Origin of the sequence: Mesorhizobium sp. M0571 (assembly GCF_040320985.1) — a bacterium.
GTDB lineage: Bacteria > Pseudomonadota > Alphaproteobacteria > Rhizobiales > Rhizobiaceae > Mesorhizobium.
The window spans coordinates 72,714-92,577 of record NZ_JAMYQT010000002.1 but is presented as its reverse complement, the minus strand read 5'-3'; the positions used below and the strand labels follow the sequence as shown (position 1 = coordinate 92,577).

19 protein-coding genes and 1 tRNA gene are annotated in these 19,864 nt (G+C 61.9%); all 20 read right to left on the bottom strand.

Annotated elements, in window-relative coordinates; all coding sequences use genetic code 11:
* Positions 1-91: 91 nt before the first annotated feature.
* A complete protein-coding gene (locus tag NKI85_RS02880) occupies positions 92-1,588 on the bottom strand; it encodes an SGNH/GDSL hydrolase family protein (protein ID WP_352775788.1) in 1,497 nt (498 codons plus the stop codon).
* Positions 1,588-1,845 carry a hypothetical protein gene (locus NKI85_RS02875; RefSeq protein WP_352775785.1) on the bottom strand — a complete coding sequence of 86 codons (258 nt, stop codon included), beginning with the start codon at positions 1,843-1,845 and terminating at the stop codon, positions 1,588-1,590. The genes NKI85_RS02880 and NKI85_RS02875 overlap by 1 nt, the downstream gene beginning before the upstream one ends.
* Positions 1,845-2,117, bottom strand: a complete 273-nt coding sequence (locus NKI85_RS02870; protein ID WP_352775782.1) for a DNA packaging protein — start codon at positions 2,115-2,117, stop codon at positions 1,845-1,847. The genes NKI85_RS02875 and NKI85_RS02870 overlap by 1 nt, the downstream gene beginning before the upstream one ends.
* Positions 2,114-2,290, bottom strand: coding sequence for a hypothetical protein (locus tag NKI85_RS02865; RefSeq protein WP_352775779.1), 177 nt, complete (start codon positions 2,288-2,290; stop codon positions 2,114-2,116). The genes NKI85_RS02870 and NKI85_RS02865 overlap by 4 nt, the downstream gene beginning before the upstream one ends.
* 26 nt (positions 2,291-2,316) lie before the next feature.
* Positions 2,317-2,742 (bottom strand): hypothetical protein, encoded by a 426-nt coding sequence (locus NKI85_RS02860; RefSeq protein WP_352775776.1) that lies wholly within the window; start codon positions 2,740-2,742, stop codon positions 2,317-2,319.
* Positions 2,742-4,133: a phage tail fiber domain-containing protein gene (locus NKI85_RS02855; RefSeq protein ID WP_352775774.1), complete on the bottom strand. Its 1,392-nt coding sequence runs from the start codon at positions 4,131-4,133 to the stop codon at positions 2,742-2,744. Before NKI85_RS02855 ends, NKI85_RS02860 begins: the two co-directional genes overlap by 1 nt.
* Positions 4,134-4,209: 76 nt before the next feature.
* Positions 4,210-7,938 carry a hypothetical protein gene (locus tag NKI85_RS02850; RefSeq protein WP_352775771.1) on the bottom strand — a complete coding sequence of 1,243 codons (3,729 nt, stop codon included), beginning with the start codon at positions 7,936-7,938 and terminating at the stop codon, positions 4,210-4,212.
* A gap of 56 nt (positions 7,939-7,994) precedes the next feature.
* Positions 7,995-10,205, bottom strand: a complete 2,211-nt coding sequence (locus NKI85_RS02845; protein ID WP_352775769.1) for a hypothetical protein — start codon at positions 10,203-10,205, stop codon at positions 7,995-7,997.
* Positions 10,205-10,750, bottom strand: coding sequence for a virion core protein, T7 gp14 family (locus tag NKI85_RS02840; RefSeq protein WP_352775766.1), 546 nt, complete (start codon positions 10,748-10,750; stop codon positions 10,205-10,207). Before NKI85_RS02840 ends, NKI85_RS02845 begins: the two co-directional genes overlap by 1 nt.
* A 3-nt stretch (positions 10,751-10,753) precedes the next feature.
* Positions 10,754-11,218, bottom strand: coding sequence for a hypothetical protein (locus NKI85_RS02835; protein ID WP_352775764.1), 465 nt, complete (start codon positions 11,216-11,218; stop codon positions 10,754-10,756).
* The gene (locus NKI85_RS02830) at positions 11,218-13,692 is read right to left on the bottom strand and encodes a phage nozzle protein (protein ID WP_352775762.1); all 2,475 of its coding nucleotides are present in this window, start codon (positions 13,690-13,692) and stop codon (positions 11,218-11,220) included. The genes NKI85_RS02835 and NKI85_RS02830 overlap by 1 nt, the downstream gene beginning before the upstream one ends.
* On the bottom strand, positions 13,692-14,279 hold the full coding sequence (locus tag NKI85_RS02825) for a phage tail tubular protein A (RefSeq protein WP_352775760.1): 588 nt from the start codon (positions 14,277-14,279) through the stop codon (positions 13,692-13,694). The genes NKI85_RS02830 and NKI85_RS02825 overlap by 1 nt, the downstream gene beginning before the upstream one ends.
* A gap of 79 nt (positions 14,280-14,358) precedes the next feature.
* On the bottom strand, positions 14,359-15,291 hold the full coding sequence (locus NKI85_RS02820; RefSeq protein WP_352775758.1) for a major capsid protein: 933 nt from the start codon (positions 15,289-15,291) through the stop codon (positions 14,359-14,361).
* A 197-nt stretch (positions 15,292-15,488) separates the two neighbouring features.
* Positions 15,489-15,559: transfer RNA gene (locus tag NKI85_RS02815), tRNA-Ile, on the bottom strand.
* Positions 15,560-16,111: 552 nt separating this feature from the next.
* Entirely contained in the window at positions 16,112-16,348 is a 237-nt protein-coding gene (locus NKI85_RS02810; RefSeq protein ID WP_352775755.1) for a hypothetical protein, read from the bottom strand.
* Complete coding sequence (locus NKI85_RS02805) at positions 16,308-16,634, bottom strand: hypothetical protein (RefSeq protein ID WP_352775752.1); 327 nt, start codon at positions 16,632-16,634, stop codon at positions 16,308-16,310. Before NKI85_RS02805 ends, NKI85_RS02810 begins: the two co-directional genes overlap by 41 nt.
* A gap of 199 nt (positions 16,635-16,833) precedes the next feature.
* On the bottom strand, positions 16,834-17,217 hold the full coding sequence (locus NKI85_RS02800; protein WP_352775751.1) for a M15 family metallopeptidase: 384 nt from the start codon (positions 17,215-17,217) through the stop codon (positions 16,834-16,836).
* 53 nt (positions 17,218-17,270) lie between these two features.
* Positions 17,271-18,113, bottom strand: coding sequence for a capsid assembly protein (locus tag NKI85_RS02795; RefSeq protein WP_352775748.1), 843 nt, complete (start codon positions 18,111-18,113; stop codon positions 17,271-17,273).
* The gene (locus NKI85_RS02790; RefSeq protein ID WP_352775745.1) at positions 18,113-18,277 is read right to left on the bottom strand and encodes a hypothetical protein; all 165 of its coding nucleotides are present in this window, start codon (positions 18,275-18,277) and stop codon (positions 18,113-18,115) included. The genes NKI85_RS02795 and NKI85_RS02790 overlap by 1 nt, the downstream gene beginning before the upstream one ends.
* Positions 18,270-19,862, bottom strand: coding sequence for a portal protein (locus NKI85_RS02785; protein ID WP_352775742.1), 1,593 nt, complete (start codon positions 19,860-19,862; stop codon positions 18,270-18,272). Before NKI85_RS02785 ends, NKI85_RS02790 begins: the two co-directional genes overlap by 8 nt.
* Positions 19,863-19,864: the final 2 nt, after the last annotated feature.

Below are 19,864 nucleotides of genomic sequence, written 5' to 3'. Positions count from 1 at the left end.
CGGAGAGAGGCAGAGAGCGCTCAGGACGAGCGTTGTGAGCTTGGGGGCTGTTGGGTTGCTGAGCGACCTATCGCTCGTCCTGAGGCGTCTGTTAGGCCGCTATGAGCGACTCGATTGCAGGCTTGAAGGCGTCTGCCCAAAGCTGCTGGCCGGCATCGTTGAAGTGGACGATGTCGATGTAGTAGTTCGCGGACCAGTAGGCGAATTGCGGGATGTCGAGTTCCACGAGGCGCTCCGCATACGTCGCGTAGTTGGCACGGAGCCAAGCGTTGTAGGAATTGCGGTAAGTTTCCTGCTGCGCTGTCGCGGTGTCTCGGTAAGGGATCGTGGCCGCGATGAGGAGCTGGCTGGCGTGGATGCCGTTCGCGTAGGTCTGGAAGTCAGCGATGAGCTGCGCGTCCGTCCTGCCGTTGGTGAGGTCGTTGATGCCCGGGCCGCCCATGCAGACGATGTTCTTGGTGAACGCAGCGTCGTACTGGTTGTTCACGCGACCGGCGACGTTCGTTGCCATGTTGCTGAGGTACTGACCACCGACGGCCATGTTGACCGCGTAGATTGGCGTCGACACCGACTGGACCAGCTTCTTCGTCCACGTCTGGTTCTTGGAGTGACCAGAACCCTCGGTCCTGCTGTCGCCGTCGAAGACGACCTTGACGGTGGAGGAGGTCAGAACGTTGCACTGGGCTTTGAGGGCTGCCTCGACGGCCAGGCATTCGGCATCGGACAGGGCTGCCGGATAGGCAACGTAGGCGATGATGTCGAACTCACCGTCGTAGCTGGACGGCGTGGTGGCATTCCACCTGCCGAAGCCCTTGCCGGTCACGTTGCCAGCTACAGGGGCGGTGCCGACGAGGAACAGGGAACCGTTGACGCCGAACTGCTTACCTGTCGGACCACCTCTCCAGCGGAGAACGCACTGGTTCAGAGGCGGCACCTTTCGGGGACCCGTCCGTGTGTCGTTGAAGGGCGTCGTGTTGTTGCCCCTCAGACCGACGTTTGCCGTCGTGGTGAACAACGACACAGTCGTCGCGTCTGCCGGGAACGAGCCGTAGTAGTTGTCGTTGAGCGAGAAGTTCGGCGAGAGCAGGTAGAACTCGGTGAAGTTCTCCTTGGCGATGGTCGGGCCGGTGGTGCAGGCCGTGAACTTCGAGCTTTGGTTCTGGACGAGCGCGGAGCTGTCGAACGAGATCGAGGGCGCGCCATTGTACAGAACCTCGGGGAAGACGCCCGGCTGGTTGACCTTGGTCGCCTGCTCTTGGTGGAAGCCGTTGCCCGTCTGATCGTACCACTTGCGCAGCCCCAGAGAGCTGGCCCCACGGAACGATGTGGCGGCTGCAGTGTCAAAGTACTTCGAGCCGAAGCCGATGTCCTGCTCAACGTCGTCGACTGCGCGCTGCACACGGAGGGCCGGGCCTGAGTAGGTCTGGACAAGCCTTGTCGTTCCATAGACGACCGCAGGGGCTGTCGAGAGCGTCGGCAGGTACACCGGATCGACAGGCACAGGCGCCGGCTGGGACGGAGCCGCTGCGGCAGAGGTCCACAGGACGTCGCTAAGGACGCCCCGGAAGAACATGTAAGGGACGCCCATTAGTAAATCTCAGCCACGACCGTGCCGGAAGTGAACCCGCCCGTCTTCACGCCTACGCGGAAGTACCAAGCGGAGCCGGATACGCCAGTCTTCTCGGCGGGGGCGGTGAAGTTGTCGACGTCAAACCAAGTCGAGCTGTCCTTGGATCGCTGCACCGTAACGGTCGCTACGAAGGTGCCGCTGATCGACACGTCGAAGATGTCGCCGGCCTGGATCAGGACAGCAGGGGTGAAGGTGTTCTGTGCGGTGATGTTCATCAGTGTCTCGGATAATCCTGATCGTGTTCAGAGCCGTCGAAGGGGAGCTTCGAGGCCAGATCGTTGACGACCTTGTTGGTGCCCGGTACGGGCTTCGTGCCAGTGTCCTTGAGGAACTGACGGACGACGTTCAGGGACGCCGCGTCGGGCGTGATGCGGACAGCCTCGCCGGTCTCCTTGTCGACGACCGTTCGGCCATTCGAGAGGAGATCGTCCAGCTGCTTCGCGAACGTGTCGAAGAGGGCTTCGAGCGCGTTGCTATCGGTCTTCACTTCTTGTCCTTTCGGAGCATTTCCTTGGCCTTGGCGACGATCTGGACGACGAGCCAGACCGTGCCGAGGATGGGTGCGATGAGGGCAGCGCCGTCAGACGCGGCGTGAAGCCACGGGAGCCAGACAGGGCTCGATACTGCGGAGACGGCGACCGCAGCGGTGGTGTTCTCCACGGGGGTTCCTGTGATTAGAGCGAGGGTCACAGCGCAGCCGCCCAGTCCCAGAGGCTGTCGATCTGCGCGGGGGTAATGCTGAAGAGTGCGCCGAGGCTTTCGACGAGAGGGTGGGTCCGCTTGAAGTAGGTTGCCCATCTCCATTCGATCATTCCAGCCGGGTCATTCACCAGCTTCATCTCGACGTCTGCTTCGGTAATGCCGATGGACAGAAGAGCCCTGCGGACCTGACGGGGGCTTAGGGTCGGCATTGCCTCGCGAAGCTCTTCGACGGTCGGCGGGGTTGCAGCAACGTACGGAGTGGCTGAGGCACTGGCCGAGGCATAGAGCTGCCGACCAAGAACCTCAGCGTCCCTCGGGGATGCGGTGAAGGGTATCCATCCATGGACTGGGTGATTGATCTCCATGTCGATGGAGCGCGCTGCGCTGAACTTTGGGTAGCGGTATTCCATTAGGCGATCCTCACGAACAGAGTGAACCGGGCGTAGTTGGTGCCAGTGCTGTAGGAAGACCGACCCAGTGCGCGCCAGGTGCCAGACAGAGCGGACCCACCCTTCGTCAGGGTACGGTCGCCCGAAGGAGCGTTATCATCCGTCATGGCGGTGAAAGAACTCAGTTGCATACCAGCAGGCTGGATGGAGGAGCCGGCGTAGGTCCCACCTTCAGTAATTCCGGTGTTGTAGATGTAGCCCAACACGAACGAGCCAACAGCGCCGTAAGCGATGCCAGCAATAGCTGAGCCAACTGCGGCTGAGGTTATTGTAGCGTCTGTGCCGGCTGGGCCTTGCGGACCCTGCGGGCCAGCAGCACCCTGCGGGCCAGTCGGGCCAGCGGGGCCTTGGATGCCGGTCGCGCCAGTGTCACCCTTGACGGCTACGGGGGACCAGCAGGTCGCGTTCGTCGGGAGGTTGCCGGTTGAGGCCAGGATGTTGATGTAGGCCGAGCCGTTGTAGGCGACGACGTCCTTGGGGGCGTAGGCAGTTGCGCCTGCATAAGCGCCCCGCCAGATCATCCCCGGGGTGCCTGCGGCTCCTGCGGGTCCTGCCGGGCCTTGCGAACCAGCGGGTCCTGCCGGGCCTTGGATGCCTTGGACGCCCTGAGCGCCGGCACCGAAGGTGATCCCTGCGGACCAATTGCCGGAGGTCGCGCTGAGCTTCCAGAAGAGCTTGCCCTGCTCGATGTCGAGGTAGGAGAAGTTCTGCGCCTGAGCGTCGTAAGCCGCCCGCCCTGCGGTCAACCCTTGGGCGTTGGGGGCGTAGTTGGCCCCGGCAAGACCTTGGGGACCTTGAGGGCCTTGCGTACCCTGCGGACCTTGCGGACCCGTGGGGCCTTGAGGGCCTGTTAGACCTCTTTCACCGGTATCGCCCTTGGGCATGTCGGCGGACGTGAAGGGTCTAAACTGGCCGTCAGCGTCGAAGCCAAGGACGCTATTCTTGCGGACTTCGATAGTCGGGAAGTGGAGGACGATACGACCGGCGTCCGTGGCAGGAGCCGTGATTGCTCCAGTCTTCAGGAGGATCGCGATGTCAGCGCTTTCTTGGCTGACGTACATGGCCTGCAGCGCTTGCCTGTTGAGGTCTTCGGCGCGCAGCGAGGCACCGTTCGCAATGGTGACCAGCGGCTGAGCAGAGGGCGTCTCGCGAGTGATGCGGACTTTGGTTCCTGCTGCCGGTGCGGTGTAGAAGCGAAGCGAGAACGGCCCTGTCCAAGTGAAGGAACCCGAGGGGACGTCGTCGATGTATGCCTTAACGTGATTGCGGTCGAGGTAGCCGAAGTCGAACGTGTAGTCGAGCGTCGACCCGTCCCCGTCGTAGACGACGAAGGATAGAATTGGTGTGGTCATTTCGTTCCTTGGTGGGGAATGCGGAAAGGCCCCCGGGGTTAGCCGAGGGCCTCTGTTTGGGAGCGGGTGTTGGGTCCTAGCGGGGGGCTCTTTCGGGGAGCCCGCTGATCCAGCCATTGAGACCCATGACGAGGGGTAGGGCGTTGCCGAACATCAGGACGCGGGAGACCTTGCGGGCCTCGTCCTGTGACCAGTCGCCGTCCCTGAAGATGCCAGCCACAGAGCGGCCAGCTTGGTACAGGTCGTCGACGCCACCCGTGGTCGGGTTGCCCAGCCACATGTTGCTCGCCTGACCCGTGGAGCGGGTGTACGAGAACAGCGTGTCCTGCCCCGCCATGCCGAGGCCCGTATCGATGAGCATCGGAATGATCGAGGAAGCGCCGGCCCGCGAGAAGCTCGCCGCAGCCAAGTTGCCGGGGGCGAGACGCTCTTCGAGGAACTTGTCACCATCCGACCTCAGTGCGGCCTGAGCCTTCATCTGTAGGATGTAGCCGGCAGTGGCGAACGCTGTGGTCATGACGAGCTGGTGGGCCGCAGCCAGGTAGTCCTTGTCGTGGATCATACGGGCGACCTTGAGGGTCTGCTTGCCATACGATCCGACCATAAACGTGCGGAACTGCATCAGGGCCTTGGCCAGCGGATGGGACATCCACATGGTCATGTTCCCGATGTCGTTCTTCTGGATGATCTGACGGCTCAGGCGATGGGCTGCCTGAATGAACGCCTCTCGGGCCGGCTTGTCCGACCACTTGTCGAAGTGAGCGCGGGTGATCTTGCGCCCCGTGATGAACCCCACCTCATGCTCGAAGTTGCCCTCAGTGTGGAACATCTTCATGATCCTGTCGGTCATGTCCTTGTCCAGCCCGAGGTCGGCCAACCGCTTGGCTGACATCCCCTTGCCACCGTTGGCAGCCATGTCGGAGAACTTCTGCACGATGGCCTTGGCGGTCCACCGTTCCAGCATGAGGTTGGCTTGGGTCAGCCCCGAGATTTCCGAGGTGATCCTGTTGGCCGAGTTCAGTTTGCCTTCCACGAACTCCTTCCAGCTCGACGTCGGCTCCCCATGGAAGCCATTGGAGAACTCATCGATCCGGTAGTCGGAGCTGTGGAGCAGCCGGTCAGCGCCCACGCCTATGATCGCCTCCAGATCGTCGCCGAGGCCAGACTTCAGGAGCGAGGCTCCATCATCCGTCACGACGCGCCTGAGAGACGGTGCCTGCGAGAGTGCAGCCTTCCAGCCGAGGGACGCGATAGGTGCGCCAATCTCAGAGACCTGAGCGAAGCCCACTTGGTTCATGATGCGCGAGAAGTTGTACTTCCTGACCATCCTGAGGAACCAGCCGGCGTTCGTGGCCTCCATGTCGCTTGTTGGGCGACCGAGGATCGACGCATAGGCGTATTCCAGACGCTTGATGCCAGAAGCCGCTTGGGCCTTGGTGATCTTGCCCTGCGAGATGAGGTCAGCGTTCTTCTGCTTGACCTTGGTGAGGTACTGGGCGAACTCCCTGTCGCTGGTGAAGCCGTTGATCAGGAGTTCCCCGGAGACCGGGTCCTTGAAGCGGTACCGAGCGAGTGCCACCCGGCCCATGCTGTTGCGCATGTAGCGGGTGAAGTTCTGACGGGCGTCCGTGACCACGAGGTCCGAGATGCTGATGCCGCGCTCGTTCACGACGCCGTGCTTGTTGGCGACGTTCTCAAGGGTCATCTTCTCGTCCAGCAGCAGGCGGGCCTTGTTGTGGCCATCCCTGCCGGCGTCCTTGGCGCGGTTCTTGCCGAACTCATACTTGAGCGCCGTGGCGTCCTCCGGGGCGAGCCCGTAGTGGCCCTCCAGCATCTCGACGAGGTTCTCGAGCTGGTCGGCGCTGAGGATGTGTGACGAGACGTCTTCGAGGCCGTGAGCCCGGTCGACGATGGCATTGGTGAACGCCTTCGCCGTGCGCTCGATCACGTCATCCTTGAGGCCGGTGTCAGCCGACTTCATGGCCCTGCCAATGAGGGTCACGATGGGGTCGATGCCGAACTCATTGACTGCCGAGATGATCGCTTGGCTGTTCCAGTAGCGCGGGGCGTAGTGGGGGTCGGTCGGGATGCTGTCAGCGCCAAGCACCGGACGAGCGTCCTCAATGCCTTCCCGCAGGAATGGGTTCTGCTGAAGACGCAGGGCGTCGGCGTACAGCTCAGCCTGCTTATTGCCCACTTTGACGACCGCAGGGTCATAGCGGTCTGCACGGCCTGGAGCCCTGTCGGTGATGTAGGCGTGGACCTCCTTGTTGAACTGCCGCTCGACCTCTGCCGAACCCATGCCCTGCTGACGCGAGGCGTAGTCCTTGAGCTGCGGGATGTATGTCTGAGCTTCGGTGATGCGCTTCTCGTCGAAGAGCCGCGTCATGTCCTCCGAGGCCGCGAAAGCGTTGACCGCTCCGTTGGCCTTGCCGGTGCCGTCCTGCACGAGCCCAGCGCCGGCCTTCACGAGGACGTTGCTGTCCTGCTGTAGGCGAGCCGAGAGGTCGGGCCGGATCGAGCCGGCGAAGGTCTCGTTGAAGTCCCTGTCATCGAGCAGCCCGAGGCCCTTCTCGTCGAGGAACGGGGCATTCGGGGAAGCCTTAGCGGCACCCACCGAACCAGCCATGTCGATGCCCTCGTGGGCTTCAACGGCCCTGCGGCCAGCATGCTGGAACTGGGCACCCTCGAACGCGGTCTCAGGGCGACCATAGAGGTGACCCACAGCACCACCCACGCCGAAGCCGAAGACGGTCGCGGCGAGAAGATCTGATTGGTTGACGTTGGGGTTCACGGCGGCATTGACAGCCACCGAGGCAGCGCCACCGGCAGCGCCAGCAATGGCCCCTTCAAGGACCCTGCCGAGACGCCGAGCGCGATTACCAATGACCAGCTCAGGGGCCACCGTGGATGCCAAGAGGTCGGCACCGAGGGCCACCGGATCGAGGATCGAGTTGGCCATGCTGAGGGCCGTGCCGCTGAAGCCAGCGTTGGAGAGCCGCACGTTGCGATCCCAGTCGTCCTTAACGCGACCGAGGTTGTCCTGATAGTCGGCCTCAGAGACGCTCGACAGTTGGGACGTGTAGCGTTCGGCTTCCGTTGCGGGGACTCCGCGGGCTTCCAGATCGGTCTTCACATGAGCCGGGTCGAGCGACCAGTTCTCGTCAGGGGCGATCTTCTTGCCCTGGGACAGCAGCCACGGGAGCGTCTGTTGGGTGTTGTAGGCGTCCTTCTGGAGCTGCCACCACGACGGGTCGGCAGTCTCTACCTCAGGAGCCCGAGGGGTATTCGTGCGCCAGTCCGAGACCTCGACCGAGGGGATCGAGATGTCGGCTGAGCCGTTGTCCGAGGGGGACGAGCTTATCGTCTGAAAGGTACCCCCGAGGAGTGCTGCTGCATTCCTACGGTGACCTCCCATCTGGCTATCCCACTTGTCCCGCACGTCGCCTGGAGCGCCACCATTGTTGGCGTCAGAGGCGCTGTAGCGGCCCGGGGCACCAGCATTGATTGTGGAGTACAGGTCGAGCCCGCTCATGCCCGGCTTGAAGCCGTGGGCGACCAGATAGTCGGCGGAAGACTTGACCAGCTCTGAAACGGATTTGCCCGGCGTGTAGCCGAACTGCTTGCGCTGGGGGGCGCCCATCTGGATGAAGCCAACGTGCTGGCCCCACTGGGTCGTCGGACCCTTCCTCCACGGGTCGAATGTGCCGCCAGTCTCATACGACATGGCCGTAGCGAAATCGACCGGGTCAGCCCCGATCCGCTTGGCCTCGGAGACGATGGCGTTTCTTAGTTCGTCGTTCATTGTTCCTCATGGTTGAAAGAGAAAGGCCCCCGGGGTTACCGAGGGCCTTGCGAGGGTTAGCGGTTAGCGCCGCCTAGCGGGGGCATGAAGCCGTTGTCGTCGTAGACCGGAGCGTCCTTGCGGATGCGCTTGCCGAGCTTCTTGACGTTGGGCTTGCCGCCCGGCTCTGGGATGGTGATGTCGAACGCTTCGCGGGTCTTGGGGTTGATCCAGACCGTGCCGTTGCCGTCCTCTGCCTTGGCAGCGACCAGACCGTGGGTCTTGGCAGCGCCCTTGATGGAGATGTCGTGAGCCGCCTTGGCGGTCTTGGCGTCGTCCATCACGCGGGCTCGATCACGGACAGTCTTCAGGGTGACGAAGTAGGGGGTGCCTTCTTTGTCATCCATCAGCGGGAGACCCGTGTTCTTGTCGGCCAGCATAAATCGGCCGCCAGAGCGGTTGAGGTCCTGAGCCGGCAGGATGGTGATGTCGCCGGTCCCGATGTCGTGATCCTTGAGGACCCCCGGGTTGCCCGTAGCGAAGTCCCCGATGATGCCGTCGAGGGCGTCCTTGTAGTTGTCAGGGAGCGCCGCCTGACCGAGTTCCAGTAGGGTGCCGTTGTAGGTGATCGAGTTGCGCTGAACGCTGTCAGCGGCCACCGTAATGGCCCTGTCCTGATCCACGCCACCACGCACGAGGCGCTTGGCAATGGACGCCACACGCTGCTGCGCGGCTGCTGAGTTCCACGGCGTCGTGTGCGACCAGAACCAACCATCGGAAGCGGCGAGGCTCTTCACCGACCTGTCGATCTTGTCGTTCTGGTCTCGGGTGAAGTTCAGGCCGTCGACCTGTACAGGCTGCGAGGTCCGCACAGCGAACTCTAGGGCCGCATTGTCGGACATCTGCCTGCCGTCCTTGCCGGTCAGGTCGTCCTTGGCGATGATGAAGCTCTCCATGAAGTCACGGTCGGCTTCCGAGAGGTAGGACATGTAGGTGTTCTTCGAGGCGTTGTAGAGCCAACGCGCCGTCTTGACCTTGTCCATCACCCTGCTCATCGCCTCGGGGTCCTGCGCCATGTCCACCGAAGCGGCATCAGCGATTCCTGTGACCACGCCCTTGAGGGCCGGATGTTCGAGACCAGCGAGCTGTGCCTTGCGGAGTTCTCGCTGCATGGTCTGCTGGCCGTCTTCCCTGTTCTGCGCCGCGATCTGCGGGGAACGTTCGAGGTAGCGGTTGAAGGCTTCCTTCTTGATCGTGGCAGCCGGGACCGTCTTCTGGTTCCCGTCGTGATCCCACCAAGTCGTGTCGGTGACACGGTCGAGGCGATCGTCGGCCAGGAGCCCGTCGGCCTGGGTGTCGATCTCGGTCTGAGCGTTCTTGTCGTTGCGGAGCCCGACTGCCTTGGCAGCCTCGGCCTTGATCTGCAGAACGCGGTCAGCGTAGGCCCGCTGCTGCGACAGGGAGGTCTTTCCAGAGCGTCCGCTGTACTCGGCGTCCAGCATCGCCACGGCGTACTCGGGGTTCGTCTGAGCAAGCCGAGCGGCGGCGTTGAGGTACTGCTGATCGAGTTCGTCTTCGCCGGCCCCGAGGGAGCCCTTGGTACCCAGCTCGCCACGCATGGCGTTGAGGTTCGATGCGAACTTCTGAGGATCGACGCCGTTGCCGATCCACTCGTTCACCTTATCAGTGATGACCCCGTACGCGGTGTCAACGGTGGACTGGTTGGTCCGGTCGATCCGGTACTTCTGCTGCTTGGCGAGAACCGAGGTCTTGTACTGGTCCCACGCGCGCCCCGCCGAAGCGATGGCGTTCACGTCGGTGAGGCCGCTCTCCTTGATGCTGTCTTGGAACTTCTTGGCGAGGAACTCTTCCGGGTTCCCCTTGTCCCAATCAAAGCTGGTCTGAAGCTCAGCGTCGGTGTCCTGAGCGAGCCCCTGAGCCCATTTGTCGCCGTAGTACGACTGACGGGCCGCGTTGGAAATCTTGTCGTCGGTGACCATCATGCGGCCCTCTTTGATCTCCTTGCGGGTCTCTGCGAGGGTCTGTCCTGCGACATGCATCTGGAATGCAGCATCCTCAGCCGCGCGGGCTTCCCTGCTGCTCTTCCCGGTCACACCGACGAGGTTCCCGACTGAGTTCGAGAAGGCTCCGAGGGCGTCAGCCAGCCGGAAGAGGTTCTCGTTCTTGGCCGGCTGGGGCGGGGGTGTGTAGGTGTCCGACTGCATCGGTGCCGGCGTGAGCCGCACGTTCGACTGCAGTTCGGGGGCTTGAACTCTTCCTTGTGCCATTAAGCGACCCCTGCTGCTCTAGCTCTCTGGTAGCCGCCGTAAGCGTCGAGGCCCCCACCCATGATGCGGATGGCTGCGTCGGCGAACGATGGCCTCTGGCCCTGCTGGACCGAATTGATGCGGCCCTCGGCCTGCGCCTGAGTTGCGTCCATCTCGCCTCGGAGATAATCGGCCTGCATCTGGTAATTGTTGTCGAGGGTTCGCTCGTAGCGCCCCTGCTGCCCATAGTAGTCGGCGATCAGGGCATTGACGGAGAGACCAGTGACGCCAGCTTCGCCGGCTGCGACCTCTGCGGTTGCTCTACCTCGCATCGCCTCGACGTTGAGGTTCTGCTGCTCCTGAGAGGCAGCCTTGCGTTCCTGTAGGGCACGGTTCTGATTAGCCGCGTATGTGTTGACGGCTGCCTTGTTGGCCGCCTCACGGTTGTTCCGATAGTATTGCTGCTGCGCCTCATACTGCTGCTGCTGGCCCATGAAGCCGGCGACAGTGCTGGCTGCGGACAGAGCGAACTGGGCAACAGCCAAACCGACTGCGCCAATGCACATTCGTTATGACCTCAATCTTGCAAATTCGTGGAAGGGACGCTTCTCGACGCCAAACTCAGCGTGGGTTCTCAGGAACGAGAAACCCATGCGTTTGAGCCAGCGGATGTGCGTGGTGTTGCGCGCGTCAATGTGATTGCCGAGTAGGGGACGCACCCGGTGTAGCCTCTTGAGCCACTTAGGGGCCATGCCAATGAGGTCTCGGCGGTGTTTCATGATGGTGGGCGAAGAGACCATCCAGACGATCCCGAGATGGGGGTTGCCCTTGACTGGATCGACACCGAAGAGGCCGAAGACCTCTCCGTTCGGCTCCACGCCGGCCCACACATAGTTGCCCTGCTGGACGAGATGCGGCAGGACCACCTCAGGTTCCATCCCGAGGTAAGCCCTGCACTCATCCCGATCTGCTGAACGCAGACGCGGGGCCAAGGAAATAGCGTCGGCCACCTTGGCCCTGCGAATTGTGATCATCAAATCCTTTGCGATTTCTGGACGTAGTTGCCGATCCACTCTGCGGAGAGCAGGCAAGATGGGAGGTAGCTGTCGTTCACGATCTCGACCTTCACGCGGTCATTCTTGGACAGGACCGGAACCTTGAAGGCTCCGTCGCTGAGATTGATCTCGTCGGCCCTGTTGTTCGGATCACCCATGAGACGCCCAGTCGAGAAGTAGGCCCGTGTCTCGCGCGCCAGAGGGGTGACCTCGACACGGAAGTAGGCGGTCTTCGAGAACTGGATCAGGAGGCTGATGAGCTGTAGCCGGCCCTCGGTGATTACCGAGACACCGCCATTTCGGCTCTCCTGCCGGATGAAGATCGTGGACAGGCCGTAACGTGTCTCGTAGGTGGTCCCGAAGTAGAGCGGGACTTCCCTCAGGTCGCCTTGGAGGACCACTGCGTCGATGTCCGAGGACAGGATGCTTATCTCCAATCCCGGTTCAAGGATTGGCGTCGGCGATCCCGCTGTGACACAGACGTATGGAGCTTCGGTCATGTCGTGATCCGTCAGCACCGTGGTCCGATTGGTGTACGGATCGTATGTGCGGAGACCGTGGTTCTCGACCCTGAAGCGCCTGTCGAGGTTGACCACGAAGCGGATGTCTGGGTCGACACCACCTGGCTGTATTTCCATGACCTCAATGAACGCCTTAGTGCCTCTGTTGAGGATCAAGACGAGCTGGCTGTCGATGAAGCCTATGTCGAGGATCGATGTCACGCCGGGGAACGTCCACCGGGACCAGCTAGCCTGAAGCTGCTGAGCGTTCGACCAGTAGTACTTGTAGACGTAGAGGGACGTGAGGTCCCCGTCGGCCTGCACCACAAGGATGTCCTCATGGGTCGACGCGGCGAGCCTGATGGCGGTTCCCGGGATGTACTGCGGAACGTGTCCGGTAGCGTCCTCGGCGTCGGCTACGCCGGTGTTCACGTCGATCTTGTAGTCCCTGATCATCGTGAACTGGCCACGGTTCACCGGGAAGAAGATCGAATTGCCAGCCGGCACAGGGCGCGCCTTGCTGGACATTGAGAACGCAGTCGAGGGGCGGATCGAGGCTGTCTTCGGGGTCAGCAGCTCGTTGCCCATGAGGGTGAACTGCATCTGGTCGGCCCACAGGACCAGCCTGTCCGACGAGGCCACCGCGCTGCGAAGCACAGAGACACCGTTGTCGGTCGCCGCAACATCGATGGGATCATCGTCGAGCAGAGCCGTAGCCGTGGAGCGGAAGAAGTCGAAGAAGCTACCGTGCCTTGACAGGACAACATTCTCGCCAGCCAGGAACCCGAGGCGGTTCTTGAAGAACAGAACCTCGTTGACCTTCTCACCCACAAAGGATGGGCCGGGAGCGATCACGTCGTCGCCGCACTTACGCTTGTCCCAAGTGGCCACGTCGAAGGTGAACGAGCCATCTGCCTGACGGATAAGGACGTGGGGCATCGTCGAAGCCTTCAGCGCGGTGACAATCCCGGGCTTGGGGATTTCACGCCAGACGCCGATGGAGGAGTTGGCGTCCTGCCGGTCAAAGCGAACGAAGTAGTTGTCGAACTGGGTACCGACCGAGCCTACCACCTCAACGGCGACGTCGTCCTCGCAGTAGGCAGGCAGATCAGCGAAGTCCTGAACGGTCTTTCGGATCGCCTTCATCGCATGGCCGTTGTAGCCATCGTCGACAGAGACGCTGAAGTCCGCCCCGTCGTCCTTCTTGATGTAGATCGTCGACTTGAAGACCTTGATGGTCCAACCGTTGGCCGAGATTATTCCGTTGGCGGCGAGGTTCGTGTCGGTGGCCTTCCACGTCCAGTCGCCATTCGGTTTGTCATTGGCGGTGTCCTCCATCAGGACGGTCTCACCAGTGGCGAGGCGGCGGGCTATGAAGGAGACGTCCACCGAGGGGGTCTGCGCGGAACTCTGACCATCGGGGGTCAGGTAGCGAGCCACCTCGACGTTGTTGATCTTGATCGTGTACGCCTTGCCGTAGTTGCCAGCCATGACATTGATCAGGGCCTCGCTAGGGGAGGGCTGCTCGATCACAGCAGTGTCCAGCTCGACCTTGACCGTCTGGTTCGTGATGTAGGTGTAGTCGCCCACCGTCAGTGCCCGATAAGGGGGACGGTCGTAGGCACCGCTGTCGTAGCTCAGATAGCCGTAGCCATTGGGAGCCGTCACGGTACGCTCAGCGCCGTTGAGGGTGAACACTCGGATCGCCGTGGGTGTGGCGATCACTTGGTAGCGCTCGGAGGCGTCACGGTTGATCTGATGGGTGAAGACGTTGCCCTCGATGGCAGGCCCGAGGTTCGCCCTGAGCTGTGTCGGAGGGCGCTTCTTGAGGCCGTCCACGATGGTGGAATAGGCGTTCGTCTGGATGTCGCCTTGGGTAGCCAGCCGCAGGGCCATAGCCTGCTGACTGGCGCCGTTGGCGAAGTTAGGGATCGACCCGGAGACCTTAGCCACTACGAGCGGCCCCGGAGCTGCTGCATGAACTGACTGTCGGTCAGCATGTTCGGGTCGGCGCTGTCGAGTTCCTCCTCCATCATCGCGGCGCGCGCGATCTGCTCGTCCTGCAGCGTGTAGGAGTGGGTGGCCTGATCACCGAAGTATCGATCCTGATACTTGCGGGCGGCCCTGATTGTGATGAAGAGGCGCGCGGTGGACGGGAGTTCCTCGAAGTCGAGACCGAGGACCCAATCGACCGTCACCGGGCCTGCGAATTGGTAGGTGCGGTCGCCCTTGTTGTAGAGGCGTTGGCCGCGTTGGACAGCGTTGATGCTGGAGCTTTCGCCTGAGGTATCGACCTTCAGGACGTTACGCGGGAGGATGATCTCCCCGTTCTGGTCCGGGGTGATGCTCACGCCGTCTTCGGAGTTGAAGTTCCAGCCGACGGTTTGGACCTCCACAGAGGTGGCGCGGAGGGTATTCATGGCGAGTGAGGCGTCGATCACTTGGTTGTCCTCAAGGGTCGACACAGGGCTTTCGGCGCTGGTCGCGAGGATTTCGTTGATCGCCTCAAGCTCTGTCAGTGGGGTCAGGCCAACGGCCATAGATGCCTCCGAGAGAGGTTGAAATGAAAAAAACCGAGGCCCCTTTCGGAGCCCCGGTTCATTGGTGGGGAGTGGTGGATTACGCCGTAGCGAGTTCCAGAGCGCACTCAGGACGCAGCTTGTCGTGACCGACAGCGTACTTGGCGACGATCAGGGTGCCCTGACGCGAGACCATGTATTCCTGCTCAATGGCGACATCGAGCAGCTTGACGGTCCCGGCAGCGCCCTTGTTGAAGATCACGCCAGCGGTCGCCGTGAAGTCGCCCTGGTACTTGGCCGGGCCGGTGTTCACGTTCGTGCCGTTCGGGAGGTTCAGGGACTTGAACACCGGAATGTCGGCGATCTTGACGACCTTACCGTCCGAGTACGAGCCCTTGCCATCCCAGTCACGGTTGATGACCTTGGTGTTCTGCGCCAGAGCGTAATACTGCACCGGCTTCAGGGCACCCCAGCGGTCAGCCGGGACGTACTTGCCGTCGAGCGTTGCAGCAGCGTCGAAGAAGGCCGCAGCCATCTTGTCGCTGTCCGTGAGCAGGGCAGCATTGACGATCTTGCCACCACCCGGGAGGTTGTCCACGACGTTCGTGCCGCGCGAGGCGAGGATGATGGTGCGGGCGACGTTGCGGTCGTATGCCTGAGCCAGCTCTTCGCCGAGCTGCTTGGTCATCTCCGAGCGCGTGTCGAAGTGGTTCATCGCCTCGTAGATGTTGGCGGTGAAGTAGTCGGTCAGGAGCAGGTCGTCGATGGTGATGACGCGCTCGTTGAACTTCGTGACCGTACCGAGGACCTGATCGCCCGGGGTATGGTAGCGGGCACCCGAGGTGCGGCCCGTGACCGGGAAGGAAGCGGACTTGCCTTCCGAGATGTTGCGGACCATGTGCTTGTCCGCGAACTCGACAGTGCGAGCGAAGGCGGTCAGGATTTCGCCGGTTGCGACCTTGACGAAGTTGGCCTGAACGTCACCGACGCCGTTGGCCTGACCGAGATTGGAAACGATGCCAGGATTGGCCATGTGTTGTATTCCCGTGGTTGTTCTGAGGTTTGCGCGGACCTCGGAGCAGCACTGGAAGCGTCATTGGGATTGTCCGGCTTCCGAGCCCTCAGGGTCGGTCGGCGGGTCTCCAAGTGGTCTTCTGGTGAGACTTCCTTGGTTCCTTGATCACCGCCTAAAGAGGGGTGTGATCTGTCAGAACAGGGCGTCGGGACCGGACGGCGAGGCAGGTATCGATCCTGCGTCTTCCCCACATTAGGGGGCTGCTCTACCTTTGAGCTACTCTCCGAAAGCAACCCGTATTGCGGCCATAATAAAGTGCGGCCAGAATTGGAATAATAAAGTGTTAGAAGGACCTAGGCGGCACGTAGAGGCAGATTGTGCTGTCGGGGAGGCCACGTGGTAATCGGCCACGAGACCCGTTTGCCGTTGCTTTTTTGGCATGGCACCAATGGAAACGCGTGTCGTGTGATCGACGCACCCTGTTGTCCGAGTAAGGCAGCAACTCACCGGATGGCATCTTGAAGCCATTGCTTGTTTCGCGCACTGCGCCGTCCGCGATCGGCTCACAATGCTCATCTTGGCAGCACTGCTTTTCATACCAATCATGTGCCGATGCAGACGGCATCCCGAAAGTGCAGGCTGCGGCTACGATAGCGCCCAACCCGAGAGCGCTGCCGTCCCTTCTCAATAGGCGGATCATTAATTACATTAGACTTACCTTGTATAAGGTCGCAAGCCGTGTTCGAGGAAGAGGGCAACGTGATCTCAGACGCCATCAAAAGCGGCCTGAGCCACCCCGGGGCGCATGGCTAAGCCAGAGACGCTGCCGGGGTGTATGTCAGTGGGAGACGTTGTCGTAGAAGGCGATGAGGCGCTTGCCACAGTCGTTCTTCTCGGTCTCCGATTTCTTCAGCTCAGCGATCAGAAAGATCACTCGCTTCTTTGTCATCACGCCGCTGGACGGCGGGGCGACTTGGGTCTCGAAGCATACCCGCAGATCGGCGGGCAGCTCAGGGTAATGCGGCTTGGCGAACTTAGCGCCAGAGGTCGCGCAGGCGCTCAACGTCAGCGCCACTAAGGCACTCGCGGTCAGCGTCTTCGAGCGTTTCCACATACTGGTTCAATTCGCCTATCTTGGTTTGAAGGGCTGCCTGACGTTTGGCGTTCTCGGAAGCGACGATGGCGTCCGACTGTCGGGCTGCCGTCTCCTTCTCGATTGCCTTGCGTTGCAGCTCGATTGTCTCGGTGAGCTGCTTGGTCTCGACAGCGTGGTTGGCGTCGATCCTACCCTTGCCGTAGATTACTCCGACGATGGCGAGGATGGCGACGAGGCCGGCAAGCCAGCCATAGAGCTTTGCCAATCTGGCTCCTGTGTGTTTGCGAGGGCGCGGAGGTCCATGTGACCCACGCCGACGTATGCTCCGTAGACTGCCGGGATCATCACCGTGATCCCCACGGCAGCCGTCTCAAGGCCCCGCCAGATGCAACTGAACAGGGCCACGAAGGAGAGCGCGAGAGTGACACCAAGCCAGAACTTCGAGGTCCTGCGCTTGCTGCGGATCACGGGTATGAGGCCCATGGGAGCTGGAAGTGGGGACCGTCCTTGAAGGTCTTCCAGTCGCCGCCCCATTCGATGGGAACGCCAACGTCCTTAGCGGCCTGCTTCATGGCTGCCGCGAGGGGGTAGTAGAACTTCCAGTCGAAGGTCGGCTTGCCGTTCACGATGGGCAGGAGGTCGACCGCATGTCCGTCGAGGTGACGGGAGCGCATGGTGGTCGAGACGCCTTTCTTGACGTTCGCCGCCTGCTGCGCCTTTGAGCGGAGACCTTCGCCTACCGTGAAGTCTTGGGTGGTGATTTCAATGGCGCGCTTGACCACCTTGACGAGGTCAGGATGGACGCCTGCCAGATTGGCGAGCGACTTCGCGCCTAACGAATAGGCCATGATTTCCTTTGAGATGGCCCCCACTTGACATGCAGAGGTGGGGGCCGTGTCCGTTATCGGATGTTGTTGGACCGGGAGAGCTTCTGCTCGACCTTCAGCCGGTAGGCGTGGTCCTTGGTGTAACGCTCGTCAGACATCGCGGTCTGGACTTCCGCCCAGCTCGTGAAGGTGTCCACGGCACTGCCAGCCGGTTTGCCGCCGATCAGCGTCGGCTCCTTGCCGTTGGCCGCTTCGTACTTGGCCTTGAGCTGCTCCATGGCGACCACGGCAGCGTTCACGTCGGCACCCTCGAACGACTTGTTGAAGGTGTCGATCTCGGTAGCCTGTAGGGACGTGGAGGCCCATGCGAACATGCGGTCCATGCTGTCCTTGCCGCCGGCTGCGGAAGTGATCCGCTGGGTCGCCATCTCGGCGAGCGCCTGTTGGCCGGCGATGTAGTTGTCGACCGTGACCTTGTCGTAGCCGCTCTTTTGAGCCAGCTCGTACTCAGCCTCGGTGAGCTTCTGGCCGTTCGCCTCGAACCGCTTGTTCAGCTCGGCGATGGTCTCGGCAGCACCTTTGGGAGCCTCTTCGGCTGCCTTCTTGTCTGCCTCTTCCTTCGCCTTCTCTTCGGCGGTCTTCTCGGCTTCCGGCTTGGGCTCTTCCTTCGGAGCGCCGAGCTTCTTCTCAAGCTCATCGTAAGCCTTGGCCATGTCCTCCGGGGTGGCGAACTTCTCGTTCAACCAAGAGGGGCGCTCAGGGGCCGGTGGGGCTTCCTTTGCGGCCTTCTCGGCGTCGAGCTTGGCGCGGGCTTCGGCTTCGTTCGTCGGGGCGGTCTTGGCAGCTTCCGCGAGGGCCGCTGCGGCTTCCTCTGCGGTCGGCTGGACGGCTTGGACCTGGATGGTCTCAACCGACATTAATGGGCCACCAGCACGTTGCCGCTATTGAGCAGCGTATGGTTGGCCGGGAGCTTCGGCTCTTTGGCCTTCTTCGGGGCGGGGCCAGCGGGGCCGTTCGCGCCTTTGGTTTCGGGTGCGGGCTCGGTGGAGCCGGTCGCGCCTTCTGTCACTTCGTCAGCCATTCTGTTCTCCTGTCGTGGCTTGGGGTTGCTGTTTCATGCCCTCCTTGGCCATGCCGCCCATTTGAGCGATTGCCTGAGGGCCGAGTTGCTGGACCATGGCCATCTGTTGGGCCTGCTGATCGGACGCTTGGATTTCCTCGTCGGTGCGGATGAGGCCACCCATGTCGATACCGAGGGCAGCTCCACGGCGCTTGAAGTACTCACCGAGGTTGACGTATCGGCCAATCGCTTCGGGGCCACCGACTTGGGCGGCGCCAGCGATGAAGCTGTCGAGGTTCTGTAGGTCGTTGCCGCGTCCAAGGGCGTCGAGGCCCGTAACGATGGACGTGGAGGTGATCTCCTTGGGAAGCGGAGGCACCTTGCGAACGAACTCCATGCGAGCTTCGTAGAGCTTGGCGACAGGCATCTGGAACTCTTCGGCCAGCAGCGAGTAGACGCCGCCGAGACCCTGATCGAGTTCACCAGCCATGTACCGAATCTCTTCAGCCGTCACTCGCTCCCCACTCCGCTGGATGGCAGTGTTCAGGAGGAACGCGAAGGAGAGACGTTCGGTGAGCTGAGCGATGAACCGCTCGGCCACGGCCATGTCGTTCGCCTTGTCGAGACGCAGCGCCTGCACGGCGTTGATGTCGCCTTGGACGAACCCACCGTTCTCGGCTTTGGCCAGCTTGTTGACGTTGATGGTCGAGTTGGGGGAGACGATCCAGACAACCTTGGCACCCTGCACGGTACCGTCACGGAGGGCTCCGGTCAGGACTTCGAGGGAGTTCAGGTCGCCGATGTATTCGTCAACGAAGCCACGCCCGTAGTCCTCGCCCTCCACATAGGTGAAGCGGAGCGGGAGCCACGGGAGCTTGTCAGCCGGATAGTTGCCAGAGTACTCACCATCGATCACGACGTCGTCGATTTCTTGGGTGACGATGTACTGGTTCGTGGCGTCGTCGAGGGTGATCTTCGTGTACACCTCGACCTCGGCCTCGCGATCTGCGGTGGCCACATTAGTGACTGCGCCGATCTTGGCCTTGATGTCCTCCGAGAGGGCCACCCTAGCGACCACCTCTTTGACCACGATGTCGAGGACGTTGCCTGCGGGATCGCGGTTCACCACGTAGGAAGTCAGGCGGAAGCCGCGAGGCTTGCCCTTCTTCGGGATGAACAGGAGGTAGTTGCCGGCGACCACGAGCTGGCGGCAGGCTTCAAAGGCGATGGGCCGGAACATGGAGCCGTTCATCTCGCTGATGACGGCACGTTCGCGGGCGTTGAGTGCTTTCTCGATTTCACCACGCTTGTCGTCGGCCTTGGTCAGGTCAGCGAGCGCGATGTCGTCGATTTCGTATTTGAAGAAAGGCGCGTTGATGGGGAACAGGCTGATGCTCAGCTTGGAAGCGAGCTGCCTGACGCCCCGAGCGCCTAGACCTTGGTTGGGCTCTGTGAACGTGGTTGATCCCGAGGTGCCGTCTTTGGGCACCAGATACGGGACCGTCAGCTCGGCAGCCCTGCGCGCCCGCACTAGGTAGGGATCACGGGACTGAGCGAGCTGATCGTAGAGAGCCTTCGCAGTAATCGTTACCGCTTGTTCGGCCACGG

Coding starts and splice junctions, on each gene's coding strand:
- NKI85_RS02880 (WP_352775788.1), bottom strand. CDS start 1,588: ATGGGCGTCCCTTACATGTTCTTCCGGGGCGTCCTTAGCGACGTCCTG.
- NKI85_RS02875 (WP_352775785.1), bottom strand. CDS start 1,845: ATGAACATCACCGCACAGAACACCTTCACCCCTGCTGTCCTGATCCAG.
- NKI85_RS02860 (WP_352775776.1), bottom strand. CDS start 2,742: ATGGAATACCGCTACCCAAAGTTCAGCGCAGCGCGCTCCATCGACATG.
- NKI85_RS02855 (WP_352775774.1), bottom strand. CDS start 4,133: ATGACCACACCAATTCTATCCTTCGTCGTCTACGACGGGGACGGGTCG.
- NKI85_RS02850 (WP_352775771.1), bottom strand. CDS start 7,938: ATGAACGACGAACTAAGAAACGCCATCGTCTCCGAGGCCAAGCGGATC.
- NKI85_RS02845 (WP_352775769.1), bottom strand. CDS start 10,205: ATGGCACAAGGAAGAGTTCAAGCCCCCGAACTGCAGTCGAACGTGCGG.
- NKI85_RS02840 (WP_352775766.1), bottom strand. CDS start 10,750: ATGTGCATTGGCGCAGTCGGTTTGGCTGTTGCCCAGTTCGCTCTGTCC.
- NKI85_RS02835 (WP_352775764.1), bottom strand. CDS start 11,218: ATGATCACAATTCGCAGGGCCAAGGTGGCCGACGCTATTTCCTTGGCC.
- NKI85_RS02825 (WP_352775760.1), bottom strand. CDS start 14,279: ATGGCCGTTGGCCTGACCCCACTGACAGAGCTTGAGGCGATCAACGAA.
- NKI85_RS02820 (WP_352775758.1), bottom strand. CDS start 15,291: ATGGCCAATCCTGGCATCGTTTCCAATCTCGGTCAGGCCAACGGCGTC.
- NKI85_RS02800 (WP_352775751.1), bottom strand. CDS start 17,217: ATGGCCTATTCGTTAGGCGCGAAGTCGCTCGCCAATCTGGCAGGCGTC.
- NKI85_RS02795 (WP_352775748.1), bottom strand. CDS start 18,113: ATGTCGGTTGAGACCATCCAGGTCCAAGCCGTCCAGCCGACCGCAGAG.
- NKI85_RS02790 (WP_352775745.1), bottom strand. CDS start 18,277: ATGGCTGACGAAGTGACAGAAGGCGCGACCGGCTCCACCGAGCCCGCA.